The 25,813-nt window shown below is 48.3% G+C and carries 21 protein-coding genes; 14 read left to right on the top strand and 7 right to left on the bottom strand.

Annotated elements, in window-relative coordinates; translation table 11 throughout:
• The first annotated feature begins 2 nt into the window (after positions 1–2).
• Together C6P39_RS21055 and C6P39_RS21060 are read left to right on the top strand one after the other, a co-directional pair.
• Complete coding sequence (locus tag C6P39_RS21055) at positions 3–683, top strand: response regulator transcription factor (RefSeq protein WP_104805081.1); 681 nt, start codon at positions 3–5, stop codon at positions 681–683.
• A complete protein-coding gene (locus C6P39_RS21060) occupies positions 676–1,872 on the top strand; it encodes a sensor histidine kinase (protein ID WP_104805082.1) in 1,197 nt (398 codons plus the stop codon). The genes C6P39_RS21055 and C6P39_RS21060 overlap by 8 nt, the downstream gene beginning before the upstream one ends.
• 15 nt (positions 1,873–1,887) lie before the next feature.
• On the opposite strand, the gene C6P39_RS21065 is transcribed toward C6P39_RS21060, so the two are convergent.
• The 5 genes from C6P39_RS21065 to C6P39_RS21085 form a co-directional block, all read right to left on the bottom strand.
• Entirely contained in the window at positions 1,888–4,557 is a 2,670-nt protein-coding gene (locus tag C6P39_RS21065; protein ID WP_104805083.1) for an ABC transporter permease, read from the bottom strand.
• Complete coding sequence (locus C6P39_RS21070; RefSeq protein ID WP_095175315.1) at positions 4,554–5,237, bottom strand: ABC transporter ATP-binding protein; 684 nt, start codon at positions 5,235–5,237, stop codon at positions 4,554–4,556. Before C6P39_RS21070 ends, C6P39_RS21065 begins: the two co-directional genes overlap by 4 nt.
• A gap of 228 nt (positions 5,238–5,465) precedes the next feature.
• The gene (gene nudC / locus C6P39_RS21075; RefSeq protein ID WP_104805084.1) at positions 5,466–6,311 is read right to left on the bottom strand and encodes an NAD(+) diphosphatase; all 846 of its coding nucleotides are present in this window, start codon (positions 6,309–6,311) and stop codon (positions 5,466–5,468) included.
• A gap of 139 nt (positions 6,312–6,450) precedes the next feature.
• Positions 6,451–7,383: an acyltransferase domain-containing protein gene (locus tag C6P39_RS21080; protein ID WP_104805085.1), complete on the bottom strand. Its 933-nt coding sequence runs from the start codon at positions 7,381–7,383 to the stop codon at positions 6,451–6,453.
• Between the two features lie 46 nt (positions 7,384–7,429).
• Complete coding sequence (locus C6P39_RS21085; protein WP_104805086.1) at positions 7,430–7,933, bottom strand: DUF5721 family protein; 504 nt, start codon at positions 7,931–7,933, stop codon at positions 7,430–7,432.
• 154 nt (positions 7,934–8,087) lie between these two features.
• Here C6P39_RS21085 and C6P39_RS21090 point away from each other — a divergent pair, with 154 nt between their 5' ends.
• The 6 genes from C6P39_RS21090 to C6P39_RS21115 all read left to right on the top strand — a co-directional run bounded on the left by C6P39_RS21090 (position 8,088) and on the right by C6P39_RS21115 (position 14,736).
• Positions 8,088–8,927, top strand: coding sequence for a DegV family protein (locus C6P39_RS21090; RefSeq protein WP_095175319.1), 840 nt, complete (start codon positions 8,088–8,090; stop codon positions 8,925–8,927).
• A 256-nt stretch (positions 8,928–9,183) separates the two neighbouring features.
• A complete protein-coding gene (locus C6P39_RS21095) occupies positions 9,184–10,569 on the top strand; it encodes an MATE family efflux transporter (protein ID WP_095175320.1) in 1,386 nt (461 codons plus the stop codon).
• Between the two features lie 66 nt (positions 10,570–10,635).
• Entirely contained in the window at positions 10,636–10,926 is a 291-nt protein-coding gene (locus C6P39_RS21100; RefSeq protein WP_104805087.1) for a GNAT family N-acetyltransferase, read from the top strand.
• A gap of 166 nt (positions 10,927–11,092) precedes the next feature.
• A complete protein-coding gene (locus C6P39_RS21105) occupies positions 11,093–13,564 on the top strand; it encodes a beta-mannosidase (protein ID WP_104805088.1) in 2,472 nt (823 codons plus the stop codon).
• 15 nt (positions 13,565–13,579) lie between these two features.
• Positions 13,580–14,113 carry an NUDIX hydrolase gene (locus C6P39_RS21110; protein WP_104805089.1) on the top strand — a complete coding sequence of 178 codons (534 nt, stop codon included), beginning with the start codon at positions 13,580–13,582 and terminating at the stop codon, positions 14,111–14,113.
• The gene (locus C6P39_RS21115) at positions 14,113–14,736 is read left to right on the top strand and encodes a YdcF family protein (RefSeq protein ID WP_104805090.1); all 624 of its coding nucleotides are present in this window, start codon (positions 14,113–14,115) and stop codon (positions 14,734–14,736) included. The genes C6P39_RS21110 and C6P39_RS21115 overlap by 1 nt, the downstream gene beginning before the upstream one ends.
• Positions 14,737–14,764: 28 nt before the next feature.
• On the opposite strand, the gene C6P39_RS21120 is transcribed toward C6P39_RS21115, so the two are convergent.
• A complete protein-coding gene (locus C6P39_RS21120) occupies positions 14,765–15,490 on the bottom strand; it encodes a YesL family protein (RefSeq protein ID WP_095175325.1) in 726 nt (241 codons plus the stop codon).
• Between the two features lie 65 nt (positions 15,491–15,555).
• Positions 15,556–16,839, bottom strand: a complete 1,284-nt coding sequence (locus C6P39_RS21125; RefSeq protein WP_104805091.1) for an HlyC/CorC family transporter — start codon at positions 16,837–16,839, stop codon at positions 15,556–15,558.
• A gap of 473 nt (positions 16,840–17,312) precedes the next feature.
• Between C6P39_RS21125 and C6P39_RS21135 the strand changes: the two genes are divergently transcribed.
• The 6 genes from C6P39_RS21135 (at position 17,313) to recJ (ending at position 25,752) form a co-directional block, all read left to right on the top strand.
• Complete coding sequence (locus C6P39_RS21135; RefSeq protein ID WP_158661650.1) at positions 17,313–19,298, top strand: hypothetical protein; 1,986 nt, start codon at positions 17,313–17,315, stop codon at positions 19,296–19,298.
• A gap of 65 nt (positions 19,299–19,363) precedes the next feature.
• Complete coding sequence (locus tag C6P39_RS21140) at positions 19,364–19,738, top strand: TIGR04086 family membrane protein (protein WP_065542219.1); 375 nt, start codon at positions 19,364–19,366, stop codon at positions 19,736–19,738.
• A 283-nt stretch (positions 19,739–20,021) separates the two neighbouring features.
• Positions 20,022–20,162, top strand: a complete 141-nt coding sequence (gene scfA / locus C6P39_RS21145; protein WP_015541285.1) for a six-cysteine ranthipeptide SCIFF — start codon at positions 20,022–20,024, stop codon at positions 20,160–20,162.
• Between the two features lie 165 nt (positions 20,163–20,327).
• Positions 20,328–21,686: a thioether cross-link-forming SCIFF peptide maturase gene (gene scfB, locus C6P39_RS21150; protein ID WP_104805093.1), complete on the top strand. Its 1,359-nt coding sequence runs from the start codon at positions 20,328–20,330 to the stop codon at positions 21,684–21,686.
• A 49-nt stretch (positions 21,687–21,735) separates the two neighbouring features.
• Positions 21,736–23,970 carry a protein translocase subunit SecD gene (gene secD, locus C6P39_RS21155; protein ID WP_104805094.1) on the top strand — a complete coding sequence of 745 codons (2,235 nt, stop codon included), beginning with the start codon at positions 21,736–21,738 and terminating at the stop codon, positions 23,968–23,970.
• A 66-nt stretch (positions 23,971–24,036) separates the two neighbouring features.
• Entirely contained in the window at positions 24,037–25,752 is a 1,716-nt protein-coding gene (gene recJ / locus C6P39_RS21160) for a single-stranded-DNA-specific exonuclease RecJ (RefSeq protein WP_104805095.1), read from the top strand.
• Positions 25,753–25,813: the final 61 nt, after the last annotated feature.

The raw sequence follows: 25,813 nt of genomic DNA on the forward strand, positions 1-25,813 counted from the left end.
TTATGCCGCATATTTTACTGCTGGAGGATGATGAGACAATTGCTTTTGGAATAGAGCGCGCAATGAAAAAAGAGGGCAGCACCACTGTCTGGTGCCGGACCTTAAAGGAGGCACAATCCTGCCTGGATGAAAAGACGGATCTTGTGCTCCTGGATTTGAATCTGCCGGATGGGAACGGCTTTTCCTTCTGCCGGCAGGTAAAGGCTTTTGATGAAACACTTCCTGTTATATTTCTCACTGTGCGGGATGATGAGAAGGATATTGTAAGAGGACTGGATATGGGAGCGGATGATTATATTGTGAAGCCGTTCCTCCTGTCTGTTCTTTCCTCCAGAATCCGTGCTGTTTTAAGAAGGAGCAGCAGGACGGCGGAAAAGGGAAGGCTCATCTGCGGTGATATTTCCATGGATACAGAGAAGCTGAAAGCATATATAGGAACCGCGGAGGTGGTTTTGACAGCCGGAGAACTGCGCCTGCTTAGGGTGCTTTTGGAAAATAAGAACCAGGCCATAACCAGGAACCGTCTTCTTGAGCTTCTGTGGGATGCGGATGGAAATTTTGTCAATGACAATACCTTGACAGTCACTATGAAACGTCTCAGGGAAAAGCTGGGGAACCCGAAGCAGATCCAGACACTCCGGGGGATCGGTTACCGTATGGAGGAGAACACTGAGAATGGATAAGAGAGCAAGGAGGATCACCATACTGGCAGCACTTGCGGCGGCACTTTTCCTGGGAACAGCTCTGGGTTTTTGCTTTTCCGTGATTTCCTCTCACACGCAGAGAAAGAATGCGGAGCATATGATCTCCTACACTATGGTGGAGGAACCGGAACTTACGGAAAAGGTGACGGAGATTCTGAGAGAAAGCCGGAGTGCATCTGTATCCCGGGAGGGAAAAGAGTGGCTGGACAGATATGGATATACGGCTGGATTTTACCGGGGCGGCCTCCTTCCTGTATATCTGGGGATTTCCTGTGTGGGATTTGCAGGGATATTCCTTATCTGGCTGTTTTGGTATACCAAGGGAGAGCGCATGAAAGCCCGCCGCGTTGGGGAACTGACCGCCTACCTGGAGGATGTGAATCAGGGCCGTGAGACTATGCTGGCCCGCAAGGAGGACTCTTTCTCCATACTGGAGGATGAAATATATAAGACAGTCCGGGAGCTTCGCAGGACAAAGGAGGATGCGTGCAGGGAACGGCAGAATCTGGCGGATAATCTGGCAGATATTGCACACCAGCTAAAGACGCCCATTACCTCTATGTCCCTGATGGTACAACTGATTCAGGAGGAGGGAGAGATCCGGGAAACAAAGGTTTATCTGGAACGTCTGGAAAGCCAGATCTCCCGGATGGAATATCTGGTCGCCGGACTTTTGACTCTGTCCAGACTGGACGCGGGAACACTGGAACTGGAACAGGAAAGTCTGGATGCTGCCTCTGTGATCATCCAGGCCTGTGAACCTCTGGAACCGCAGATAAAAAAGAGAGAGCAGGTCCTGGATGTACAGATGCAGCCGGAGGCTGTTTTCTGCGGTGACAGACACTGGACGGCTGAGGCCTTATCCAATCTGATAAAAAACTGCAGTGAACATGCAGGGGAGGGCGGAAGGATCGCAATAAAATACCACCAGAATCCCCTTTATACGGAGATCCTGGTGGCGGACAACGGCCCCGGGTTTGATCAGGATGACCTGCCGCATCTTTTTCAGCGGTTTTACCGGGGAAAAAATGCCTGTAAGGACAGTATCGGCATTGGTCTGGCCTTGTCAAAATCACTGATTGAGCGGCAGAACGGTACTCTGCGGGCAGAGAATAGAGAAAATGGGGGAGCATGTTTTACTGTAAGGTTTTATGAGGGAAAAAGATGATCCCCACGCCCCACTCTAAACCGTATCGTCTTTCAGTGCATCAATAATATTTTCTTTTCGTATTTTTCTGCTGCCGGAGGCATAGGTTGCCAGCATGACAGCCAGCAGCAGAGCCGTGTATGCAAGAATCTTCAAAAACGGCGCGTGTACTAGATAAGCGCCAAAGGGCAGTCCTGATGCGTTCAGGAAGAATGCTACGAACAACACCTGTACGGGAAGACTGATAAGGAATGGTGTCAGCCCGAACAGCAGGGCTTCCAGGGATAATATACGTGACAGTGCTCTTGGAGAGAGGCCTACGGAGCGCAGTGTGGAGAGTTCCCGTCTGCGGCTTTTCAGGGTCCCGGATATGGTTGCCCATACATTGGAGAGACCGATGACGGCCATCAGCCCGGAGATAAAGAAAATGATCGCACTGTACATTTTGCTGGTGTCTTTGTCCAGTTTTTCTTTTTCCAGGATATCGGAAATAATATAATCACCGGAGCCATAATATTTGTCACTGAATGTTTCCAGTTCATCTCTGATTTGGGGGATGTATTTTCTGTCGTCGGCTTTGAATAGGCCAATGGCATGGTAAGCGCCCAGACGTCGTTTTTCCCTGAAGGTTTCGGAAATAGAATCCAGGGTGCTCATAGGTACAAACTGAAGCAGTGTATACCCGGGAAATTCCACACCGGGGAGAGGAGATTGGTCTGTAATGTGTCCGGCCTTCACCTGAATGTTCGATTCCCCTTCCTCCTCATCCAGGATCTTATCGGTAAAGGTCAGGATGTCACCCTCCTGTATCTTGAGAAAGTCTATGATATCCGTCTCGGTGGACGTGGCATTCACTTTATCGGCAATGCTGTTGCAGACAACAGACTGAATATCTGCAGTATCAAAATAAGGCGCAGGGTCAATGCCCAGAGTGCTGCAGTATGCAGTGAAGGATTCGTCATCCAGTCCAATGAAATAGTTCTGCACCCGGTATTGCCCGTCTCTTTTAATGGGATAATATTTCCCTGTGTCGACCACAGCATCCATGCCCCCGGCATTTTCCAGCTCATCTGACACCATATCCGGTGTGACCCAGAGCGCAGACTTTAAATTAGAATAAAAGACCGCTTCCTTTACATGGGGAAAACGTTTCAGGTCCTTAAGGATTTCCGGTTCCGGTGCCTGGCCGTTATCCAGGTAATACTCAATATCCGCCTGGTTTTGCTCCTCCTTTGCGGAGAACTCTGCCTGGACCGCCCTGAAAGCGTTTAAGTGCCAGAAACAGGCCAGGACCAGAAAGGAAAGGGTCAGAGAGATGGTAGCTGTCCGATAGGATCGTTTTCTGGAAGAAAGTGCGCTGGAAGCTATTTCTCCCTCAATCCCGAAGAAGCGGGAGAGTATGTGCCGGGAGCGGGTCTTCTTTATATTTCCACTTCCACCCTGGCGGATCGCCTCAATGGGAGTCAGACGGGCTATTTTTCTGGCAGGGATCCTGGCTGAGAACCACACGGTAAAAAAGGTGAGCAGTATGGCAGGCAGGATACTGGGCAGTCCGTATGAAAAAGTGACCTTCGGTATATTGCCGCTTCTGGCTGCGTCATTGATGGAGTTCACATATTGTATCAGCAGATTATCCAGAAACCATCCAGTGGCAAGTCCTGCAGGCAGGGGAAGAAGCATAAGGAACAGGCCTTCCCAGATGACGGACTGCCGGATCTGGCTGGGAGAGGCGCCGATGCTTGCCAGAATGCCCAACTGCGTAATGCGTGAATTGGCGGACAGAGAGAAAGCATTGTGGATGATCAGGACAAAAAGCCCCACCACCAATACCCCCAGGAACAGAAACATAATAGGAAATGCAAGTGCTTCCAGTACATTGTCAATTTGGAACTGTCCTTTAGGAAAGACAAAATGCTGGGAGAGATAATCTGTATTGTATTTTAGATTATAATCACCGTATTCATCCTTTTCCCAGCCGATCAGAGCTGCTATTTGCGGTAAGTCCTTATAGGTGTCACGGATGGACCGGAACCGCAGATATACGGTTATGGATTCCTCCGGCCGGATTTCCTCATCCTCCATGTAGCCCATTGCATAATAGGAGGGGACAGAGGAGGGGGTGGCAGCGTCCAGGATCCCTACTATAGTAAAGGTGCGCTCCTCCTTTTTGGTAAATGTCTCCCCGCTGCGAAGCGGTTCCGTGGCCTGCAGGACAGTGCCGTCTTTTACCCGTTCCCCCATGGGAAGGGTTATGGTATCGCCGATTTTAAATTCCGGATGGTTTTCAAAATATTGTTTTGATATGACGATCTCATTGGGAGCTGCGGGAACGCGTCCGTCCGCCAGCTCATTTTTTTCCGGCATATGTTTCCAGTATGCGGCATTGGCACGGCGCAGGGATAGATATTCTCTTCTGGGGTCCTCAATATCAGCTGTGATAAAATCGCCTTTTATCAAGACGCTGTCCACAGTGGAATACCCTTTGATGAGGGGCAGATCCCTGCCAAAGGACTCACCGAACAATTCCCCGTGCCAGTCCCCGGATTTAAATACCGTGAGTGTGGTGGTATCCTTCCACATGGTATTGATAAACCCGCAGAGGGCGGAGAGGAAGGTGCTGGCCAGATAGAGGGCTATCATGATGGCACAGCTTGTGCGTTTGTTCCGCCGGATAAAATCCAGGGTGTATTCTCTCAGGATCTTCATGACCGGTTCACCTGGTCTTTGATGACCCTGCCGTCCTCCATGGTCAGGATACGGTCAGCCTCCAATGCCAGCTTTTCGTCATGGGTGATCAGAAGGACCGTCTGCCCGAACCGGCGGTGTGATAATTTCAGCAGATCCAGTGTCTCCTGGGAATTTTTCCGGTCCAAATTGCCGGTGGGTTCATCTGCCAGTAAGATGGCAGGGCGGCAGATCAGGCTTCTGGCAATGGCGGCCCGCTGCTGCTGGCCTCCTGACAGTTCTCCGGGGAGATGGTCCAGTCTGTCGGTCAGGCCCAAGGTTGTGACGATCTGGTCAAACCTTTTCTGGTCAGGTTTGCGTCCGTCCAGAAGAACAGGCAGCAAAATATTTTTCTTGATGGTGAGTGTGGGGATCAGATTGTAAAACTGATAGATAAGACCAACTTTCCGCCTTCGGAAGGCGGCAAGTGCCTCCTCGTCCAGGGTGGAAATATCGGTGTCTTCAATACGGATTTCACCTTCGCTGGGCCGGTCCACGCCTCCCAAAAGATGCAGAAGCGTGGATTTTCCGGAACCGGAAGCGCCCACAATGGCTACGAATTCTCCGCTTTCCACGGAGAGTGTGACATGGTCCAGGGCAGTGACCGCATTAGGGCCGGTGCCGTAAATTTTTGTTAGATCATTACATGAGAGTATTTCCATAATTGTGTATCCTCCTTATGGAAACACAGTATAGCAGGGCAAAATGACATTTCAGTGACATTTATAACGGTAATGGTAACTGTTCAGTACCCTCACAGTTACAGGCAAAGATCCATGCAGAATTGCCTTTGGCGATGGGATTTTTGCTTGGCTGCGGAATGCTTTCTTACGGTCAGCGCAGTGAATGCGCAGACCTGCTGAATAGTTACCGGTAATGCCATTTTATAGTTAGATTTTGTCATCAAGTCCGTTTTTGAAAAGTGTCATCATTTCTCGGGTAAGGCTGATTTCATATTCGTCCACAGGAATCTGGGAACGCTCCTTCCATACAGCCAGAGCCAGCTCTTCCTCATCCAGGCAGATGGTGTCATCCCCGTCCAGGTCACAGAAAAAGCCAAAGAGCAGGGTGTCTGTGAAAGACCAGGGCTGGCTTTTGTAAAAGCGGAGATTCTTTACCTTGAGTCCAACCTCCTCCATGACTTCGCGCCTAACAGTATCCTCAATGGGTTCTCCGATTTCCGCAAACCCTGCGATCAGGGCATAGTTTGTAAACTCACGGCCTGCATATTTTGACAGAAGCAGTTTTTCCCCGTTTCTCACAGCTACAATAACGGCTGGGGAGAGCTTTGGGTATTCCATAGTGTGGCAGTTGGGACAGTACATCATACGTTCTTTTTTGTCCGGTTTCATCTTTCTGCCGCAGCAGCCGCAGAATCTGCGGCCTTTATACCATTTATAGAGCTGATGTCCCGTGATCCCCGCAAAGATAAGATGACGGGGGCTTAATGTGCGCAAACTGTCCGTTTTTTCAAAAGCATAGTTTGGCATCTCCTCATAAGGAAGCTGGGATACCAGATAATAGGCAGTTTCATCTATGGTAAAAAGGTAAGTCCAGAGGTCTTTTACAGCCGGAAATACAGCTTCCGCTTCGGAATAGGTGGGAAAGGAGATTTCCCCGTCCGCAGCCTTCATAAAGATCTGGTCTTTTTTATAGCAGAGCAGCACACTGTTCTTTTGGGGTTCATGGGGCAGATATTCGTTGTGGTAAATATGTGGTGCAATATCCTGAATCATAATTTTTCTCCTGTCAGTTTTGTTTATATAACAGTTCAGACAGGTCTGCGCATTCACTGCGCTGACCGTATGAAAAAGCAGTGCCGGCAGGCATCCGGCCCATCGCGAAGCGATTTTTAATGGTTGGATGCGTAACAGTTCAGCTTGTCTGAACTGTTACTTGTTTATAAATAAAAATGCCGAAACCGAGGCCTGCCTGATGGCCTTCCATCAGCCAGGAGCGGTAAGCTCTCTGGAGTCCGGTATCTCCCGGCAGTTCTGCTGCCGGTTTTTCATAATCCTCATAAAAGATTCTCCACAGATCTCCGTTGTTATACTCCTCTTTATAGATATCATAATCCTGCATAAATCCCAGGATATTGGATGTTTTCGGAAGAAAAAGCTTGTGTTCGGGAAACAGCATCCAGGATTCGCACAGAAAGACGATAGGCCGGTCTGTAAAAGCATCCCGGAAAAAGTCTGCTGCCATGGCGTAGGATCTCATGTATTCCTCTCTCACAAGCCGTCCGCAGGAGGGGATGTGCACATTGATGACAAGGTCCCCCGGATGCAGAGTTACACCGTTTTTTTCATAAGTTTCCTCAAAGGGCACCAGTTCATACTGGAAGCGCCCCAGAGCAAAACGTTTGACCTCAAACCACCATATCTGCCAGTCAGCCACACTGGTGCCCCAAATACCGAACATTTTGCGGCATTCCAGCAGCTTCCAGTGCAGGTCCATCATGGATGCACGGAAGATTTCCGGTGCAATGCCCCGCTCCTCGTAAATTTTCCTGGTTTTTCGTGACAGGATAATGAAAAAGAGCATGTGCAGGGTATAAGTGTGGACACCGCAGCGGGGGGAGATATCCTTCAGCTCTTCCAGGACTTTTTTATAGTCCATATGGATGTTTTCGCTGTATGCGCGGTCAGCAGATATAAGTATATGGAGCACTTCCGGGCATTGGAATACCTGTTCCAGGGACTGCGTAAGAGATTCGGCAGCCTCCTGCGGATACTCCATCTCACCGGTGAACAGATGCAGGTTATCCATCCATTCCTGTTTTAAAACATTTGTTTCATGATTTTGCATATTTTTCCTTCTTTCACATAAACTATTTATAACGATTCCATGTAAATCAGACAGGCAGTACAGGAATCTGCTGCTGCCTGAAGAATTTTGTTACCATTTCATCCCACACCCGGTCCAGGGACTTGTCCATGGAGAAGGTTTTGAGGGACGTGCCTGTGGTGCAGGTCACATGACTGCCGTCGTACTGCAGGTTCAGATACAGGCCGAAGACATCTGCCGGTGTCCAGGAAAGTCCGCTTCCTGTCAGCAGTTTTTCTACATTCTGCCTGGAGAGCTGGAACACGATTTTAAAGTGCAGCGGGGTATGTTTTCCTTTCATGATGGAGAAGCAGAAGGGTTTGATCTCCTTCCACGTAGAGAAGGTGCGCTCAGTCTCATGGAGCATTTCCGCCTGTTCTGAATCAAAGAACTCCTTGTGGAGGGAACCGTCAATCTTGTAGGAGACAAATGTGGTCACATTGGCCTCACAAAGCCAGAAAGCATCAAAATCGGTTCCTATAAGCAGACGGGACATAAATTCTTTTACATCCTGTACCTGTAAAGCTATCATGATATTATTTCCTCTTCCTGTCATAGTCTAATGAATAGTATATACGAAAAACGGGAAAAATCAAAGTATTTTCATGAAAAAAGCCCTTTTCAACAGCATGGTTTTGTGTTATCATAAAACATAGTATTAAAAACTACATATAAGAGGTTGCAAGATGAGATATAAAATAGTAATAGACAGCTGCGGAGAATTAATAGAACGTTGGAAAGAAGACCCGGCCATTGAGCGGGCATCCCTGACTCTTACTGTCGATGAAGAAGATATAGTGGATGATGAGAGCTTTGATCAGGCATATTTCTTAAAAAGAGTGGCAGAATCCCCCAACTGTCCAAAATCCTCATGTCCCTCCCCGGAGAGATATATGGAAGCCTATGACTGTGAGGCTGACCATGTGTATGCAGTGACACTCTCCTCAGAACTGAGCGGCTCTTACAACAGCGCCGTTCTCGGCAGGAACCTTCTTCTGGAGAGCCAGCCTGAGAAAAAGATCCATATCTTCAATTCACGCTCCGCGTCTGTGGGCGAGACGTTGATCGCTCTGAAGATCGAAGAGTGCGAGAACAAGGATATGGAGTTCGAGGATATTGTCCGGGAGGTGGAGGCTTATATTGAAAGCCAGAACACTTATTTCGTACTGGAAAGCCTTGAGACCCTGCGCAAGAACGGACGCCTGAGCAATCTGAAGGCGTTTGTGGCAACAGCCCTGAAGATAAAGCCGGTCATGGGAGCTACCCCGGAAGGCACGATCATACAGCTTGACCAGGCAAGAGGCATTAACAAAGCGCTGATGAAGATGGTGGACTATATTGTGGAGCGTTCAGCAGACAGTGCGGACAGGATTCTGGGTATTTCACACTGTAACTGCCGGGAACGGGCAGAGATTGTGAGAGATGCCATATTGAAACGGATTCCGGTAAAAGATGTGGTCCTTTTAGATACAGCGGGTGTCAGCAGTATGTATGCTAACGACGGCGGGATCATTGTGGTGATTTAAAGATCAAGAGGTGGGAGCGGAACAGAGAAATCCGTTTTCACCTCTTTTTTTCTGCTTTTCTATACGCGCTTGAAAAAAACAACCTTCCCCGTAAAATACATTTTGACCGGACAGTCATTTTATAGTAGGATATATGTATATCATATTTAGCGGAGCTAAATAAGCGTATCATATTTAGCGGAGCTAAATAAGCGTATCATATTTAGCAGAGCTAAATAAGCATGAGAAAAATGTGACAGAAGAAGGTAAACGTATTATGGGAGGACAACTAAAGAAATTATTCGGCCCTGTGGACATGACAGAGGGCAAACCGTGGGAGAAGATCGTGGCTTTTACTGTGCCGCTGGTTATCGGCAATATCGCACAGCAGCTCTACAACACGGTGGACAGTATCATTGTAGGACGGTATGTGGGGGACAATGCCCTGGCAGCGGTGGGCAGCGCCGGCCCGATCCTCAATTTGCTGCTTGTTTTATTTATCGGTATTTCCGTGGGGAGCAGTGTAATGGTTTCCCAGTATTTTGGGGCAAAGGAGAGAGAAGAGCTTTCAGGTACCATAGGAAGCTGTGTTACCCTGACAGCCATTGCCTCCATCATTATCATGGCATTGGCACCCTTTGTCATTATGCCTATGCTGGAGCTTCTGCATACGCCGGACACTATCATTGACTGGTGTAATTCCTATCTGAGGATTTTATTTATCGGCATTGCAGGTGTGGCTTACTATAATATTCTGAGTGGTATTTTGAGAGGTCTCGGGGATTCCATATCAGCCCTTTTATATCTGCTTGTAGCAACCGTATTGAATATCATTCTGGACTTGTGGTTTGTAGCAGGTCTGGGACTGGGCGTGCCGGGTGTCGCCCTTGCCACAGCCATTGCGCAGGCAGTATCTGCAATTCTCTGTATGTGGAAGCTGACCCGTATGAAGGAAATCTTTGATTTCAAACCCCATTATCTGAAGATGAAAAAGAACCATGCGGTCAATATTATCCGTCTGGGACTTCCCTCAGGCCTTACTCAGGCTATTTTCTCCTTGGCTATGGTCATTGTACAGTCACTGACAAACAGCTTTGGGGAAATGTTCATAGCGGCCAATGTGATCGTCATGCGTGTGGACGGTTTTGCCATGATGCCCAACTTCTCTTTCGGGACCACCATGACCACCTACGCAGGCCAGAATGTAGGTGCAAACAGCTATGACCGGGTGGAAAAAGGAGCCAGGCAGGGAACTCTTATAGCAGCGGGAACCTCCGCGGTCATCACGGCCATGATCCTGCTGTTCGGCAAAAATCTTATGGGGATCTTTACCAGTACCTCTGAGCTTGTGGAGTTGAGTATGCGCCTGATGTGTATCCTGGCTGTGGGATATATTGCCATGGCAGTGACCCAGAGCCTTTCCGGTGTTATGAGAGGGGCGGGTGATACCATGACACCTATGTGGATATCCATTATTACCACTGTGCTGATCCGTGTGCCCCTTGCCTACGGAATATCCTGGGCTACCAGAACGCCTGAGCTTCCAAACGGCCGCAGTGAATGTATCTTCATCTCCCTGCTGGTCTCCTGGGTATTGGGAGCCATTGTCACCGGATTTTTCTACAGAAAAGGAAAGTGGAAAACAAAAGCCCTTGCATCATAAAAACAGAATCATAAAAGCCGGTTATGCCGGCTTTTATAATAAATAAAAAGGAAGAGGAGAATGATTATGGAATTTACGAAGGAAAAAGCAAGAATTGCCTACTACAATGAAGAAGGAAAAATGCTGGCAGAGATCACATTTCCGGCTGTGAACAAAAACACGGTGAACATAAACCATACCTTTGTAGATGAATCCCTGCGCGGGCAGGGGATTGCGGGAAAACTTATGCAGGCAGCGGCACAGTATTTGGATGAGAGCGGGAAAAAGGTACTTCCCACATGTTCTTATGCGGTTGGCTGGTTTGCAAAACATCCGGAATATAGTCATCTTCTGATTGACGGCAGTGAAGATCAATAGTAACTATTCAGCAGGTCTGCGCATTCACTGCGCTGACCGTAAGAAAGCATTCCGCAGCCAGGCAAAAATCCCATCGCCAAAGGCGATTCTGCATGGATTTTTGCCTGTAACTGTGAGGGTGCTGAACAGTTACGATCAATAGGTAAGAAGAGGAGAAGGCAGCTAAATGATAAAACAGAATCTGGATAAAAATTGGGAAATGCACACAGCAGGGTGGGATGACTGGCAGCAGGCAGAGGTGCCCGGAACGGTATACACGGATCTTTTGAGAAACGGCAACATGGAGGACCCTTTCTGGAAAGACAATGAAAATAAAGCCCTGGCGCTGATGGAAAATGATTTTGAATATGAGACCATATTTGCCTGTGAACCGGACCTTCTGGCCTGCGACAGCGTTCTGCTGCGCTTTGAAGGGCTGGATACCATTGCGGATATCTATGTGAATCATGAATATATAGGCAGGACCGAGAATATGCACCGTACCTGGGAATTTCCGGTGCGGCATCTGCTCCATGAAAAGGGAAACTCTCTGCGGGTTCTTTTTCATTCGCCGCTGGCTTATATCAGGGAGAAATTCGCGGAGGCACCCACCAGGGGATCTGAGGATGCTATGGATGGCTTTGTGCACATCAGAAAGGCACACTGTATGTTCGGCTGGGACTGGGGTGCGCATCTGCCGGATGCAGGAATCTTTCGGCCGGTATCTCTGCTTGGGATACAAAAGGCCTGTCTTGACAGTGTGTATCTGCTCCAGGAACACCGGGCCGGATGTGTCCGTCTGACTCCACAGGTGTATGTAAGGACAGCTAAGGACGGGGCGGCAAAAGAGCCTGTGAAGTTCAGCAGGGAGGTTTCCGGCTGTTCTTACCGGATAACCATAGAGGACCCTGCCAGGGAGAAACGTGTCTATGAAGGCTCTCCGGAGGAGATCCTGGTGGAAGATCCAAGACTCTGGTGGCCCAACGGTATCGGGGAACAGCCGCTCTACACAGTCAGGACAGAGCTTATTTGCTCCGGGACGGTGGTGGACGAGCATACGCAGCGTATGGGACTTTGCACCATGACCATGCATGTGGAGAAAGATGAATTCGGGGAGAGCTTTGCCCATGAAGTAAACGGGATACAGGTATTTGCCATGGGGGCCGACTATATTCCGGAGGATCATCTGCTGGGCAGGACAACTCCGGAAAAGACAAGAAAACTTCTGGAAGACTGTAAGGCTGCCAATTTTAATGCTGTGCGCGTGTGGGGCGGCGGCTATTACCCTGAGGACTGGTTCTATGATATCTGCGATGAGCTGGGACTTATGGTATGGCAGGACTTTATGTTTGCCTGTGCCGTCTATGATCTGACGCCGGCCTTTGAGGCGAATATCAGAGAGGAACTGGCGGACAATATAAAACGTATCCGTCATCACGCCTCCTTGGGACTCTGGTGCGGAAACAATGAGATGGAAATGTTTGTGAAGGAAGGCAACTGGGTATCCAAACCCTCGGAAGTAAAGGATTATCTGCTCATGTACGAGAGGGTGATACCGGAGGTGCTGAAAGAATATGACCCGCAGACCTTTTACTGGCCTGCAAGTCCTTCCTCAGGCGGTTCCTTTGACGAACCCAACGCCCCGGACAGAGGTGATGTACATTACTGGGATGTATGGCATGGCAGCAAGCCTTTTTCAGATTACAGAAATTATTTCTTCCGCTATGCGTCTGAATTCGGTTTTCAATCCTTCCCATGCCTGAATACCATCAAGACTTTTACAGATGATCCGGATGACTGGAATATCTTTTCCTATGTGATGGAAAAGCACCAGAGAAATGCAGGTGCAAACGGTAAGATTATGAATTACATGCAGCAGACGTTCCGCTACCCCTCATCTTTTGAAACCGTGCTCTATGCATCGCAGCTTCTTCAGGCAGAGGCGATCCGCTACGGGGTGGAGCATTTCAGGAGGAACAGGGGAAGGTGTATGGGTGCTATTTACTGGCAGCTGAACGACTGCTGGCCTGTGGCCTCCTGGTCTTCCATTGACTATACCGGCCGCTGGAAGGCACTGCACTACTATGCGAAGCGTTTCTTTTCCCCTCTTATGGTGTCCTGTGAGGAGGAGGGATGGCTGACCCAGAAGCCGGATATGAACCGGGAACACTTTGAATTTGAAAAGTCCATCCGTCTGAATGTGGCCAATGAGACCAGAATAGAACAGCAGGTTCTGGTCAGATGGGCAGTACGGAACAGGAGCGGGGAAATTTTTTCATCCCATGAAGAGCTGGTCTTTGTACCGGCTATGTCAAGCGTCTGGCTTGATAAGATGGAGTTCCCCCATATTCAGGTTTTTGACAGGTATGTGAGTTATGAACTGCTAAAAGACGAGGAAGTCATCTCAGAGGGAACGGTGATCTTTTCCCTTCCGAAATACTTTTCCTATGCAGACCCGAAGCTTACCTGCCGGGTGGAGGGAGATGAAATTATAGTTCAGGCGCAGGCTTACGCCAAGAGTGTTGAGATACGCAATGATACGGAAACGCTTCTTTTGTCCGATAATTATTTCGATATGAATGCCGGAGAGAAACGTGTCAGGATTTTGGGCGGAAAACCGGAGAACTTACAGCTTAGAAGTGTTTATGACATTCGGTAAATGGGAGGAAAAAAGATGGAACTCTGGGATATATGTGACAGCAAAGGGATTCCTACGGGGAGAACCATTGAAAAGGGCAGAGACTTTGGGGAAGGGGAGTATCATATTGCGGTGGAGGCTTGGATCATCAACCGGAAGGGAGAATTCCTGATCCAGAAGAGAAGCAGCAGATGCCAGCACTATCCAAATGTCTGGTCTTTGACTGCGGGAAGGATCCAGGCAGGCGAGGATGCCTGGGACGGCTGTATTCGAGAGGTCAAAGAAGAGATAGGCCTTGCACTTGAGAGGGAAGAACTGATACATCTGGCCCATGTGAACCGGGAAGACAACAGCCATATGATATGGGAGGTATTTCTTGCCCAGCGGGATATCTCTGCTTCCGGTCTTACCCTTGATCCGGATGAGGTGGCAGAGGTCAGATGGGTGACAAAAGAGAAGCTGGAGGATATGATACGGACGGAAGAAATATTTACCTATCCGGAGATGATGGATTTTTTCTGTTTGATCACAGAAAAATATCTGGATAAAACAACAGAGGGGAAAGGGTAATGTTTAACAAAAGGTTTTTAAACCAGATGACAGAGTTCATATTTGTGGAACAGGAGCCAAAGCCGGCGGACATTATTTTTGTCCCCGGCAGTGGATTTCCGCAGATCGCAGAAAAGGCAGCCCGGCTGTACAGAGAGGGCTTTTCCCCCTGTGTTCTGCCCTCCGGAAAGTACAGCATCCTGCAGGGGAAATTTGCAGGAGTCCAGGCAAAGGCGGAAGTGTATGAAGGAGAGTACCGGACAGAGTGGGAATTTTTAAAGACAGTCCTTGTAAAAAACGGTGTGAAAGAGTGTGATGTATGGCGGGAAGAAAAGGCGACCTACACATATGAAAATGCCATCCGCTCCAGAGAGGTGACAGACGCTGCAGGTCTCCATGTGGACCGTGGGATCATCTGCTGCAAACCGGCACATGCCAGACGGGCGCTTCTATATTACCAGCTTTTATATCCGGATACGGAACTTCTGGTCTGCCCTGCGGATGACTGTGATATCACCCGTTGGAACTGGTTTTTGAGTGAAAAGGGATGTGAGACCGTCCTGGGTGAGATCGCCCGCTGCGGGGAGCAGTTCCATGAGATCATGAAAAATATGAGAGATAAAGAAAAGAAGCCTTCCGCATAGTGCGGAACGGCTTCTTTTTAAGAGGATTTTATTTCTTTTCTTCGATCTGTTCAAGGGGTTCCTGTTTGTCCAAAAGTTCATCTTCTGGTACCGTGTAATCATCCGGATTGCCCTGTTCTTCTGTCTCTTCCTGAGGTTCGTATTTGGCAAATACCTTGCGGAAGATGTAGGAGTTACAGAAGGCAATAAAGGAAAGCCCGATCAGGAACCAGAATAAGCTTCCGTAAACCAGAGTAGTGGAGTTGAACATAGTGATAAACACCAGTCCCACCGGAATACACACAACCAAAATGGTCTGTGGCAGGTTCAGAATGCTGATAAGCAGTGCATTCTTGACCGTGTTTTTTACATTGTTCTCAAATCTTGCCACATAGGGGAAGACATAGGTCATCAGCAGGAGGTAGAAGGTTATCACAACACCCACAAGGATGCGGAAGATATTCTTCATATTATCAGGCAGGAACTGGGTTGCTTTATAATCCGCAAAGATCAGCAGACCCAGCAGTGCCAGGATCAGCCAGATTATGGTGGAGATTTTGAAGTTCTCCTTGAAAGCCTTGAAGAATCCTTTAAAGATATAAGATTCCTCTCCCCTTACCATTTTCAGGGTAACAGAGTAAAGCGCAGTGACCGATGCTCCTATGGTCACAATAGGAATGCAGCAGATCAGGCACATAAAATTTAAGATCATCAGGTCACATACGCGGGACAGAAACCGCATAACAGGGCTGTCCATGTTAAAAAAACCGCTCATAATTCGTTGTTGTCCTTTCCATTTGTGTTGTCAGCGGCAGGATTCCGGGATTTTCCGGCTGCCGGTCATTCTTCTTCTTCAGGCTGTTCCTGTATCTTAGGCAGGTATATATGTACAGCCTCAATTCTGTTCTTCTCTATCTTGTCCACAACCAGGCGGACATGATCCGGGGTGGTGATGCTTTCTCCAGGTTCCGGGAAACGGTCAAGCTGTTCGATGATGTATCCGCCGATCGAATCGTAGTCCTCAGATTCGATCTCTACAGGCAGCACCTCATTCAGATCATCCAGCCTTGCGGATCCAAGTGCCACATATTCCCGTCCGGGAATGATTTCCGTCAGGTCATCTTCCTCGGTATCGTCATATTCATCATGGATATCCCCCACGATTTCCTCCAGCAGATCCTCCAGGGTTATGATCCCTGCGGTAGCCCCGTATTCATCAAGTACAACAGCAAAGGATACGCTTTCTTCTTTCATTTCAACCAGAAGTTCAGAAGTCTTTTTGTACTCAAAGGTAAAATAAGGTTCCCGCATAATATCCCTGAGAGCGAAGCTTTCCCTGGACCCCATAAGCAGCAGGTCCTTTACATTTACAATACCTACCACATTGTCTGTGGTATCCTCGTAGACAGGAAACCGGGTGTGTTTCTCCTCCCTGAACATGGATACCAGGTCATCATAGGAGCTTCCGATATCTGCGAAAGCTACATCAATACGGGGCACCATAACATCTTTGGCCTGGGAATCCCCGAAATCAAACACATTGTATATCATCTGGCGTTCTTCACTTTCAATGACACCCTCCTCATGGCTGACATTGACGATGGTACGCAGTTCGTGCTCTGTGATCTTGCTGCCGTTTCCATTCTGATCCACGCGCAGAAGGGACAGCACGCCTGCGGAAAGCTTATTCACAATATAAATGACCGGCGTGAGGAGCACCATCAGTCCGTGAATAGGTCCTGCGTAAGACAGCGCAAGCCTTTCGGCGTTTAAGGTTGCCATGGTCTTGGGTGTGATCTCTCCAAAGATCAGAATGAGCAGTGTCAGAACACCGGTACAGATGCCCACTGCTGCATTGCCGAACATGCGGATCGCCATGGATGTAGCCAGGGAAGAGGCCCCGATATTCACTAGGTTGTTGCCTATCAAAATGGTGCTGAGCATCTTTCCGGAATTGCCTGTTACTTTCAGAAGGGTTTTGGCCTTCTTGTTCCCCTGTTCGGCCAGGGTCTGGATGCGTATTTTGTTTGCGGTTGTCATAGAAGTTTCTGCGGATGAAAAGAATGCCGACAGGCATATGAGAATAATCAAGACGAGAAACTGTATGGCGTCACTGGAATCCAATTAAATTTCAACTCCTTTGTAATATAAAATTATATTAAGAAATGATACATGATTTTGGGAAGGATTGCAAGTATAGCAGAAAAAATAAAAAAATTGAATTTTAGGGGTGTCGAAACAAACAGAAATATGCTATAATATCTCCGATAGAGGTATGATGATTATGCCTAAAGAAAGCGTATTAAAATTGTCTAATATGCACAATGTGCAAAATGGCAGTTTTTACATATATAAGATACTAGTACAGCATTGCGTAAGTTTCGGTGATAGAGTGCCTGATATTTTCGTCAGTGCAAGGCGCCGAAGCGACGGCGTAGCGGTTCCTACGACTAGCTTCGGCAACGCGGCACTGGCGTAAAGAGCGGGTACTATATCATTGGAACTTATGCAACGCTGTACTAGGGGTGTGTCTTGACATTTATAGCCGACACGCTCTGACAGACCACGGCGAGATAGATTTAAAAAAGGGGCAGATTATGAAGAAAAATTACAGCGGAAATAACAGTAGATCATATAAAAACAGAATCTGGAAAACAACACTGGGTATCACTCTGGCAGCAGTGCTGGTGGTACAGGGAACCGGCACCGGTATGCACATGGGATTATCCCAGGTGGCAGCAGCGGAGCAGCAGGCAGACAATACCGCCAAATTAAAGACTGTTTATTTAAGCGGCAGCGGTAAAAAGAGCGGAGACGGCACTTCCAAGGATACGGCAGTCTCCAGCTTTGAGAAGGCGAAGTCCCTGGCCGCTGACAACGCAACCATTCTGGTGTGCGGGACCATAACCGTTTCCGGTGAGACAAAGCTCACCATGCCTTCCGGCATTACTGTGAAGCGGGCGGACGGTTTCAGCGGCCCTATCATCAAAGTGGAGGGCAGCGGCAGACTTACACTGACTTACGGATGGCTGAGCGCTTCTGATGTGGATACAAAAAGTGCGAATCTGGGAGCGGATGCTTTTGTCATAGGAGAAAAGCCGAAAGAGGAGAACAAAGAGAATGCTTCCGGGGAGAGCAGCGGGAATAAAGAAGAAGTAAAAGAGGAACCAAAGGAAGAGGCAAAAGAGGAGCCAAAGGAAGAACCTAAGGAAGAGCCAAAAGAGGAACCAAAAGAGGAACCAAAAGAAGAGACACCGGTCAAAAAGCAGGAAGCTCCTGCAGTGACAGTTCCGGATACCATGACTATGAAAGAGCCTGCCACCCTGGAGTCCCTGTTTATGGGCGACGGTTTTAACGGTGACGGTACCTTCCGTTTCGCGGAACCGGAGAAAGTGCCCGATACATACGAGAGTACCCAACAGATAATTTTTACACCAAACGACACAGAGACATATGACTATTCCAATATCCCCGGCTGGAGCCAGGAGGGACAGCAGGTGACCCGCAGTGTGACCGTGTACGTGGAATCTTTAAAAGCACCGGAACCACCTAAGGAAGAAGAGAAAGAGGAGCCTAAGAAGGAAGAGGCAGGCACAGACGACCAGAAACAGGATGCAGGCAGCAGCGACACCGGCAAGGGTGAAGAAGCGGAAAAACCGGCAGACGATAAAAACACAGACCAAGATAAGACAGAAAAGCCTTCAGATGATAAAAAGGGAACAGAGGATAACATGGAGGATTCCCAAAAGGATGACTCCAAAAAGGATGACTCTGAGAAGGAGGGATCCGATAAGGAGGATTCTAAGAAAGACGACCAAAAGCAGGAGGAGTCTACCAAGAAAGATGATACCAAGTCAGAAGAGTCCAAGAAAGAGGAGTCTACCAAGAAGGCGGAGTCTGACAAAAAAGATCCGGTGGGAAGTCTCTGGGACAAAGCCACAGATGTTAAAATATCCGGTGATTTTATTCCGTCCTATGTGGAAATCAGGGTGTCACTGAACACAGATGTGGACCGTATGCCGGCGGCTAATATAGAGCAGATCCTGCAGGCGTACGAGATTGAACTGTGGGATTTAAAGGCAGATAAAAAGTACGAGATTCCCGAAGGCAAAAAAGTTACAGTGTCCATACCGGTGCCCAAGGACGCAAACCTCTATGAGAAGCTTGTGATAGGGCATTACATGGAAGAGACAGGCAATTATGAATACTTCACACTGGGAAGTAATATGAATGTTGTTGACGGATATCTGGTATTCGAGACCGGTTCTCTGAGTCCGTTTAATGTGGGCGGCAGTCAGCTGGTAGGGATTGGCACAACAAGTCCGAATCATAAACCTGCGGTGCCGTCGACCGGTACATCAGGCAGCAACAGCGGTTCCTCCATTAACCAGAATAACAACAGCGGCGGTTCCTCCACTGTGAAGAAGCCCACCAACACATCCGTAAAGAAAAACAACGGGACAGTGATCGTGAACCCCAGAACAGGTGACGAGACACCAATACTCACTTATGTACTGGTAGCTGCAGCGGCGGTTATCGTGGTAGTGGTTCTCTTAGTTCTGAGTAAAAAGAAAAAGAAATAATCGGGAATTACATAGTAATACATTAGAAAGCCCTTCCATATATATACATATGGGAGGGTTTCTTTATGGAGCAGACAGTTGCGAAACAATCAAAACCTTTACTGATGATGAAAGCGCTGCTGGCGGCTTATCTGGCAACAGGGATCATGCTGCTTCTTCTGGCGCTTCTTCTGTACAAGACGGGACTGGGAGAGAACCAGGTGAATCTGGGCATCCTGATTATTTACATAGTGTCCTGTTTTCTGGGAGGCTTCTATCTTGGAAAAAAGGTAGGAAACCAGAGATATCTTTGGGGAATGGCCCTGGGGATTGGATATGCAGTGCTGCTGACAGCCGTCACTTTTCTGACGGAACATCAGATTTCCGCTGATTTCAAGGAAATGGCAGTTACCTATTTCCTCTGTTTTCTGGGCGGTGCGCTGGGCGGTATGCTGTCGTAGCGGTGAAGGTGCGGGCCGGTTACTGTTCACAGGCCACTGTACCGGGAGGCGTTTTCTGCCGGAAGCATGAAAATCCCGAGGCAGCCAGCGCGATATGGGGCAGAATGCTCCATATCTGTGCATCGCGAAGCGTGTTGCTGGACACGGAGTGAACAGTAACGCGGGCCGGGATGGGGTCCTAAAAGACGAAAGAAATACTTGCCTTGCTGGTTATAGATATGCTATAATAGCCACAAGCGTGCAGACGCATAGAATTACATTTAAGCACAGGGAGGAATATGTTATGGAACATATCAAAACATTAAATACAAAAAACTTACAGAATACAGTTAAAAAAGGCGGATGTGGTGAATGCCAGACATCTTGTCAGTCAGCCTGTAAAACATCCTGTACAGTAGGGAATCAGAGCTGCGAGAATAAATAATGGAGATCACGCCCCGCGAGTTTTCTATTATCATGAATAATATGCTGTCATAGGAAGACATCAGAAGCAGCGGTATAAAAGCCGCTGCTTATTCATTGTCATACGGGAATGCTCCTGAGGCAGGATTCTTTTTTGTATTCAGCATAAGAAGAAAGGAAAAATACTGTGATTCATCGTTATAAAAATAATGGCTACAATATTGTACTGGATGTGAACAGCGGTTCCGTACATGTGGTGGATGAGATTGTCTACGATATGGTTGGACTGCTCGATGAAGGGAACAGTGAGGAGGAGATCCTGGCTGCCCTGAAAGACAAGTACCAGGAGGGGGATATCAGGACCGCTCTTGAGGAATGTGCAGAACTGAAAAAAGAACAGATGTTGTTCACAGAGGATGTGTACGAGAAAGCGATCGACAGCTTTAAGGACAGGCCCACTGTGGTGAAGGCCCTCTGCCTGCACATTGCCCACGACTGTAACCTGGCCTGCCGCTACTGTTTCGCGGAGGAAGGGGAGTATCATGGACGCAGAGCCATGATGACTTATGAAGTGGGGAAACAGGCGTTGGATTTCCTGATTGCCAATTCCGGCAACAGAAAGAATCTGGAAGTGGATTTCTTCGGCGGGGAACCGCTTATGAACTGGAAGGTAGTCAAAGACCTTGTGGCCTATGGACGTTCCCAGGAAAAAATACATAACAAGCGTTTCCGCTTTACATTGACCACAAACGGCGTCCTGCTCAATGATGAGATGATGGAATTTGCCAACAAAGAAATGGACAATGTGGTACTCAGCATTGACGGCCGCAGGGAAGTCCATGATTTTATGCGTCCTTTTAGGAAAGGGGCAGGCAGTTATGACCTGGTCGTGCCCAAATTTCAGAAATTTGCGGACAGCAGAGGCCAGAAAAAGTATTATGCCAGAGGAACCTTCACACGTCATAATCTGGATTTTTCCAAGGATGTGCTCCATTTGGCGGACCTGGGATTTGAGCAGATTTCCGTGGAGCCTGTAGTGGCGGACGAAAAGGAAGAGTACGCCCTGAAGTGGGAGGATGTTCCGAAGATCTGTGAGGAGTATGACAAGCTGGCAAAAGAGATCATCAAGAGGGAAAAAGAGGGAAGAGGCTTTCACTTTTTCCACTTTATGATAGACCTGACGGGGGGCCCCTGTGTATACAAAAGGCTTTCCGGCTGCGGTTCCGGAACGGAGTATCTGGCCGTGACACCCTGGGGAGATCTCTATCCCTGCCACCAGTTTGTAGGTGAGGATAAATTCCTTATGGGCAATGTTTGGGATGGTGTACAGAAACCGGAAATCCGTGATGAGTTCAAAGAGTGTAATGTATATGCAAAGGAAAAATGCCTGAAGTGTTTCGCCAGATTTTACTGCAGCGGCGGATGCGCGGCAAACGCCTATAATTTCCACGGCTCCATCAATGATGTCTACGACCTTGGCTGTGAACTGCAGCGTAAGAGAGTGGAATGTGCCATTATGATAAAGGCCGCTTTGGCAGACCAGTGAGTATAAACATCACACACATTAAGACTAAAAGTAAAGAAGGGAAAGAACAATGAAGAAAAGCAGAGGTATCCTCGTACTTGTGCTGACGGTTCTGATTACCGGTTTTCTGGTATTCACCTCCGCAGTGGGACTTGGTCCCACCGGAACAGGTGCCGCCAAACACATTAAGACCGGACTGGATCTGGCAGGCGGTGTCAGCATTACATACGAGGCATCAAAAGAGAATCCGACAGACGATGAGATGGCAGATACCATCTACAAATTACAGAAACGTGTGGAGCAGTACAGCTCTGAAGCCCAGGTATACAAAGAGGGCACAAACAGGATCAATGTGGAAATCCCGGGAGTGACAGATGCCAACAAGGTTCTGGAAGAGCTGGGAAAACCCGGTTCCCTGTATTTTATTGCCCATAAAGGTTCTGACGGTTCCGAGAACTACACGTTCAACGGCTCTGAGTATGTTCTGAATAAAACCATAGAAGAACTGCAGGAGGATGGTTCCATTGTCCTGACAGGTACCGAGGTAAAGACGGCGAAAGCCTCCATGATCGAAAATGATCTGAAGAACAAAGAGAATGTGGTGGATTTGACTCTGACAGAGGAAGGTACTACAAAATTCGCAGAGGCAACAAAAGCTGCATATGAGGACAACCATGACAGCATTGGTATTTACTATGACGGCAAGTTCGTCAGTGTCCCGAATGTAAACGCTGAGATCAAGGACGGCAACGCCCAGATTTCCGGTATGAAGGACTCCGCTGAGGCGGAAAACCTGGCTTCCACCATCCGTATCGGTGGTCTGAAGCTGGAACTGAGCGAACTGCGTTCCAACGTAGTTGCTGCCCAGTTAGGTGAGGAAGCCATCGCAAGCAGCTTAAAAGCAGCAGGGATCGGCCTTGCCCTGGTTATCCTTTTCATGATCTTTGTATACAGGATTCCGGGACTTGTATCCGGTATTGCGCTGATCATTTATACATGTCTGGATCTGATATTCCTGAATGCTTTTGACCTGACCCTGACATTGCCGGGTATTGCAGGTATTATCTTGTCTATCGGTATGGCTGTGGACGCAAACGTCATCATCTATGCCCGTATGCAGGAGGAGATCGCACTTGGCAGAAATGTTCGGACTGCTATCCAGAATGGTTTCCAGAAAGCATTCTCTGCCATCTTTGACGGCAATATTACAACATTGATCGCAGCGTTTGTACTGAACTGGCTGGGTTCCGGTACGGTAAAAGGCTTTGCCCAGACGCTGGCACTTGGTATTGTTCTGTCCATGTTCACCGCGTTAGTGGTTTCCCGTTTTATTGCCTACGCTATGTATGCAGTGGGAATCCGCGATGAAAAGTTTTATGGCAGAAAGAAAGAGAGACAGCCGATCCGTTTTCTGCAGAAGAAAAGGATCTTCTTCGCAGTTTCCATCATCCTGGTTCTCTGCGCCCCGATTGCTATGGGCGTGTTCAAAGCCAGCACAGGGGATGCACTGAAATACAGCCTGGAGTTTAAAGGCGGTACATCCACCAATGTGACCTTTAATGACAATATGGACATTAAGGAGATTGATGCCAAAGTGGTTCCCATCGTGGAAGAGGTTACAGGGGACAACAATGTACAGGCCACTAAAGTGGTGGGTACCAATCAGGTTATCATTAAGACCATTACTCTGGATGTACAGACAAGAGAGGAACTCAACCAGGCTCTGGTGGATGCGTTTGATGTGGATAAAGATCTGATCGCAACTGAGAGTATTTCCTCCACAGTCAGCAGCGAGATGCGCGCCGACGCGGTGAAGGCAGTGGTGATCGCTACAGTCCTCATGCTGCTTTACATCTGGTTCCGTTTCAAAGATATCCGGTTTGCCAGCAGCGCAGTTGTGGCTCTGCTGCACGATGTGCTGGTAGTTCTGGCTTTCTATGCAGTAGCCAGAGTATCTGTGGGTAACACATTTATTGCTTGTATGCTTACGATCGTGGGTTATTCCATCAATGCGACCATCGTTATCTTTGACCGTATCCGTGAGAACCTGGCAGTGGCCAAAAAGAAATCAGATTTGGAGGAGCTGGTCAACAACAGTATCACCCAGACTCTGACAAGAAGTATCTATACTTCACTGACCACCTTTATCATGGTATTCCTGCTGTTCGTGCTGGGAGTTTCCTCTGTAAGGGAATTTGCCCTGCCTCTGATGGTTGGTATTGTGTGCGGCGGATATTCCTCCGTGTGCATCACAGGTGCTCTGTGGTATGTTATGAAGACAAAAATCAAAAAGAAGATCGCGTAAAAACAGATGGGGGTGCTGCACAGCAGTACCCCTTTCTTTTTCAACATGAATAGGAGAGGACAAAAGATGGAAAAATGGGTGATCTCCGCTAAGAAAGCGGATTTTTATGAGATCAGCCGGAAATTCGGTGTGGATCCGGTTATTGCAAGGCTTATCAGAAACAGAGACCAGATCACGGACGAGGAGATTGACCGGTATCTCCACGGAAAGATGTCGGGCCTTCATTCCTGGAAGCTTTTAAAAGGAATGGATGCTGCCCTTGATATTCTTGAACAGAAAATCGGGGAAGGGAAAAAAATCAGGATCATCGGTGATTATGACATTGACGGTGTCTGCTCCACCTATATTCTGCTGGCAGGACTTCGCCATGCAGGTGCCTGCGTGGATGTTGATATACCGGACAGGATGAAAGACGGGTACGGGGTCAGCAAAGAGCTTATTGATCTGGCTTATGAAGCCGGAACAGATACCATTGTTACCTGTGACAACGGTATCAGCGCTATAGAACAGATCGCTTATGCCAAAACTCTTGGCATGACTGTAGTGGTCACAGACCATCACGAAATCCCATACGAGGAGCTGGAAGACGGAAGCCTGCGTACGTTTGTGCCTGATGCGGACGCCATTGTGAATCCGAAACAGCAGGATTGTCCCTACCCTTATAAAGGGATCTGCGGGGCTATGGTGGCCTATAAAGTCATCTGCGGCCTTTACGAGCGCATGGGCTTTCCTGCTTCTGATATGGAGGAGCTTATAGAATTTGCCGCCATCGCCACCGTGGGAGATGTGATGGATCTGCAGGATGAGAACAGGATCATAGTAAAAGAAGGGCTGAAAAGGATCATGCGCACACAGAATCCCGGATTAAAAGCCCTGATCCATGTAAACCACCTGGAGGACAAGCCTCTCACGGCATACCACATCGGATTTGTCATTGGTCCCTGCATGAATGCCAGCGGGCGTCTGAGCACTGCCAAGAGGGCGCTGAATCTGCTTTTATGCCGGGACCGGGAGGAAGCGGCAGCACTTGCGGAGGATTTGAAAGCACTGAATGACAGCAGAAAAGATATGACGGCAAAAGGTGTGGAGGAAGCGGTACAGATGGTGGAAAACACATCCCTTAAGGAGGACAGGGTACTGGTCGTCTATCTTGCGGACTGCCATGAAAGCCTGGCCGGGATCATTGCAGGCCGTATCCGGGAACGCTACAGCAAGCCGGTGTTTGTGCTCACAAGAGCGGAGGAGGGAGTCAAAGGCTCCGGCCGTTCCATTGAGAGTTACCATATGTTCCGGGAACTGACCAGGTGCAGGGAACTGCTGACCAAGTTCGGCGGTCATCCTATGGCTGCCGGGCTATCCCTGCCGGAGGAAAATGTGGATCCTTTCAGGCGGATGCTCAATGAGAACTGCACACTTACAGAGGAGGATATGGCTGAAAAGGTGCTGATTGATGTGCCTATGCCCATCTCCTATGTGAACATGCCCCTCATACGCCAGCTTTCCCTTTTAGAACCATTTGGAAAGGGAAATACCAAGCCTTTGTTTGCCCAGAAAAATGTCCGTGTTGAAAACTGCCGGGTCTTTGGAAAGAACCGCAACGTGGTGAAAATGAATCTCTTTGATGAAAACGGATGCCAAGCCCAGGGTGTCTGGTTTGGGGACGGGGATGCCTTCGCTGAAAAGATAAAGGAGAAGCAAAGGTGGTCCGTTGCGTATTATCCCTCCATAAACGCCTACAACGGCAGGGAGAGCATAGAAATCATCATACAGAATTTTATTTGACTGCCTCAGGCCGAAATGCGTTATTTTTGCTGTCTGTAATGATTGTATTACGCAGGATTAT

The sequence above is a fragment of the Blautia marasmi genome (assembly GCF_900258535.1).
Lineage (GTDB): Bacteria > Bacillota > Clostridia > Lachnospirales > Lachnospiraceae > Blautia > Blautia hominis.

Excerpts from the sequence above, each read along its gene's own strand:
- C6P39_RS21065 (WP_104805083.1), bottom strand. The coding sequence starts at position 4,557 with ATGAAGATCCTGAGAGAATACACCCTGGATTTTATCCGGCGGAACAAA.
- nudC (WP_104805084.1), bottom strand. The coding sequence starts at position 6,311 with ATGATTCAGGATATTGCACCACATATTTACCACAACGAATATCTGCCC.
- C6P39_RS21110 (WP_104805089.1), top strand. The coding sequence starts at position 13,580 with ATGGAACTCTGGGATATATGTGACAGCAAAGGGATTCCTACGGGGAGA.
- C6P39_RS21070 (WP_095175315.1), bottom strand. The coding sequence starts at position 5,237 with ATGGAAATACTCTCATGTAATGATCTAACAAAAATTTACGGCACCGGC.
- C6P39_RS21080 (WP_104805085.1), bottom strand. The coding sequence starts at position 7,383 with ATGCAAAATCATGAAACAAATGTTTTAAAACAGGAATGGATGGATAAC.
- C6P39_RS21095 (WP_095175320.1), top strand. The coding sequence starts at position 9,184 with ATGGGAGGACAACTAAAGAAATTATTCGGCCCTGTGGACATGACAGAG.
- C6P39_RS21055 (WP_104805081.1), top strand. The coding sequence starts at position 3 with ATGCCGCATATTTTACTGCTGGAGGATGATGAGACAATTGCTTTTGGA.
- C6P39_RS21120 (WP_095175325.1), bottom strand. The coding sequence starts at position 15,490 with ATGAGCGGTTTTTTTAACATGGACAGCCCTGTTATGCGGTTTCTGTCC.
- C6P39_RS21140 (WP_065542219.1), top strand. The coding sequence starts at position 19,364 with ATGGAGCAGACAGTTGCGAAACAATCAAAACCTTTACTGATGATGAAA.
- recJ (WP_104805095.1), top strand. The coding sequence starts at position 24,037 with ATGGAAAAATGGGTGATCTCCGCTAAGAAAGCGGATTTTTATGAGATC.
- scfA (WP_015541285.1), top strand. The coding sequence starts at position 20,022 with ATGGAACATATCAAAACATTAAATACAAAAAACTTACAGAATACAGTT.
- C6P39_RS21115 (WP_104805090.1), top strand. The coding sequence starts at position 14,113 with ATGTTTAACAAAAGGTTTTTAAACCAGATGACAGAGTTCATATTTGTG.
- secD (WP_104805094.1), top strand. The coding sequence starts at position 21,736 with ATGAAGAAAAGCAGAGGTATCCTCGTACTTGTGCTGACGGTTCTGATT.
- C6P39_RS21100 (WP_104805087.1), top strand. The coding sequence starts at position 10,636 with ATGGAATTTACGAAGGAAAAAGCAAGAATTGCCTACTACAATGAAGAA.
- C6P39_RS21105 (WP_104805088.1), top strand. The coding sequence starts at position 11,093 with ATGATAAAACAGAATCTGGATAAAAATTGGGAAATGCACACAGCAGGG.
- C6P39_RS21060 (WP_104805082.1), top strand. The coding sequence starts at position 676 with ATGGATAAGAGAGCAAGGAGGATCACCATACTGGCAGCACTTGCGGCG.
- C6P39_RS21135 (WP_158661650.1), top strand. The coding sequence starts at position 17,313 with ATGAAGAAAAATTACAGCGGAAATAACAGTAGATCATATAAAAACAGA.
- C6P39_RS21085 (WP_104805086.1), bottom strand. The coding sequence starts at position 7,933 with ATGATAGCTTTACAGGTACAGGATGTAAAAGAATTTATGTCCCGTCTG.
- C6P39_RS21090 (WP_095175319.1), top strand. The coding sequence starts at position 8,088 with ATGAGATATAAAATAGTAATAGACAGCTGCGGAGAATTAATAGAACGT.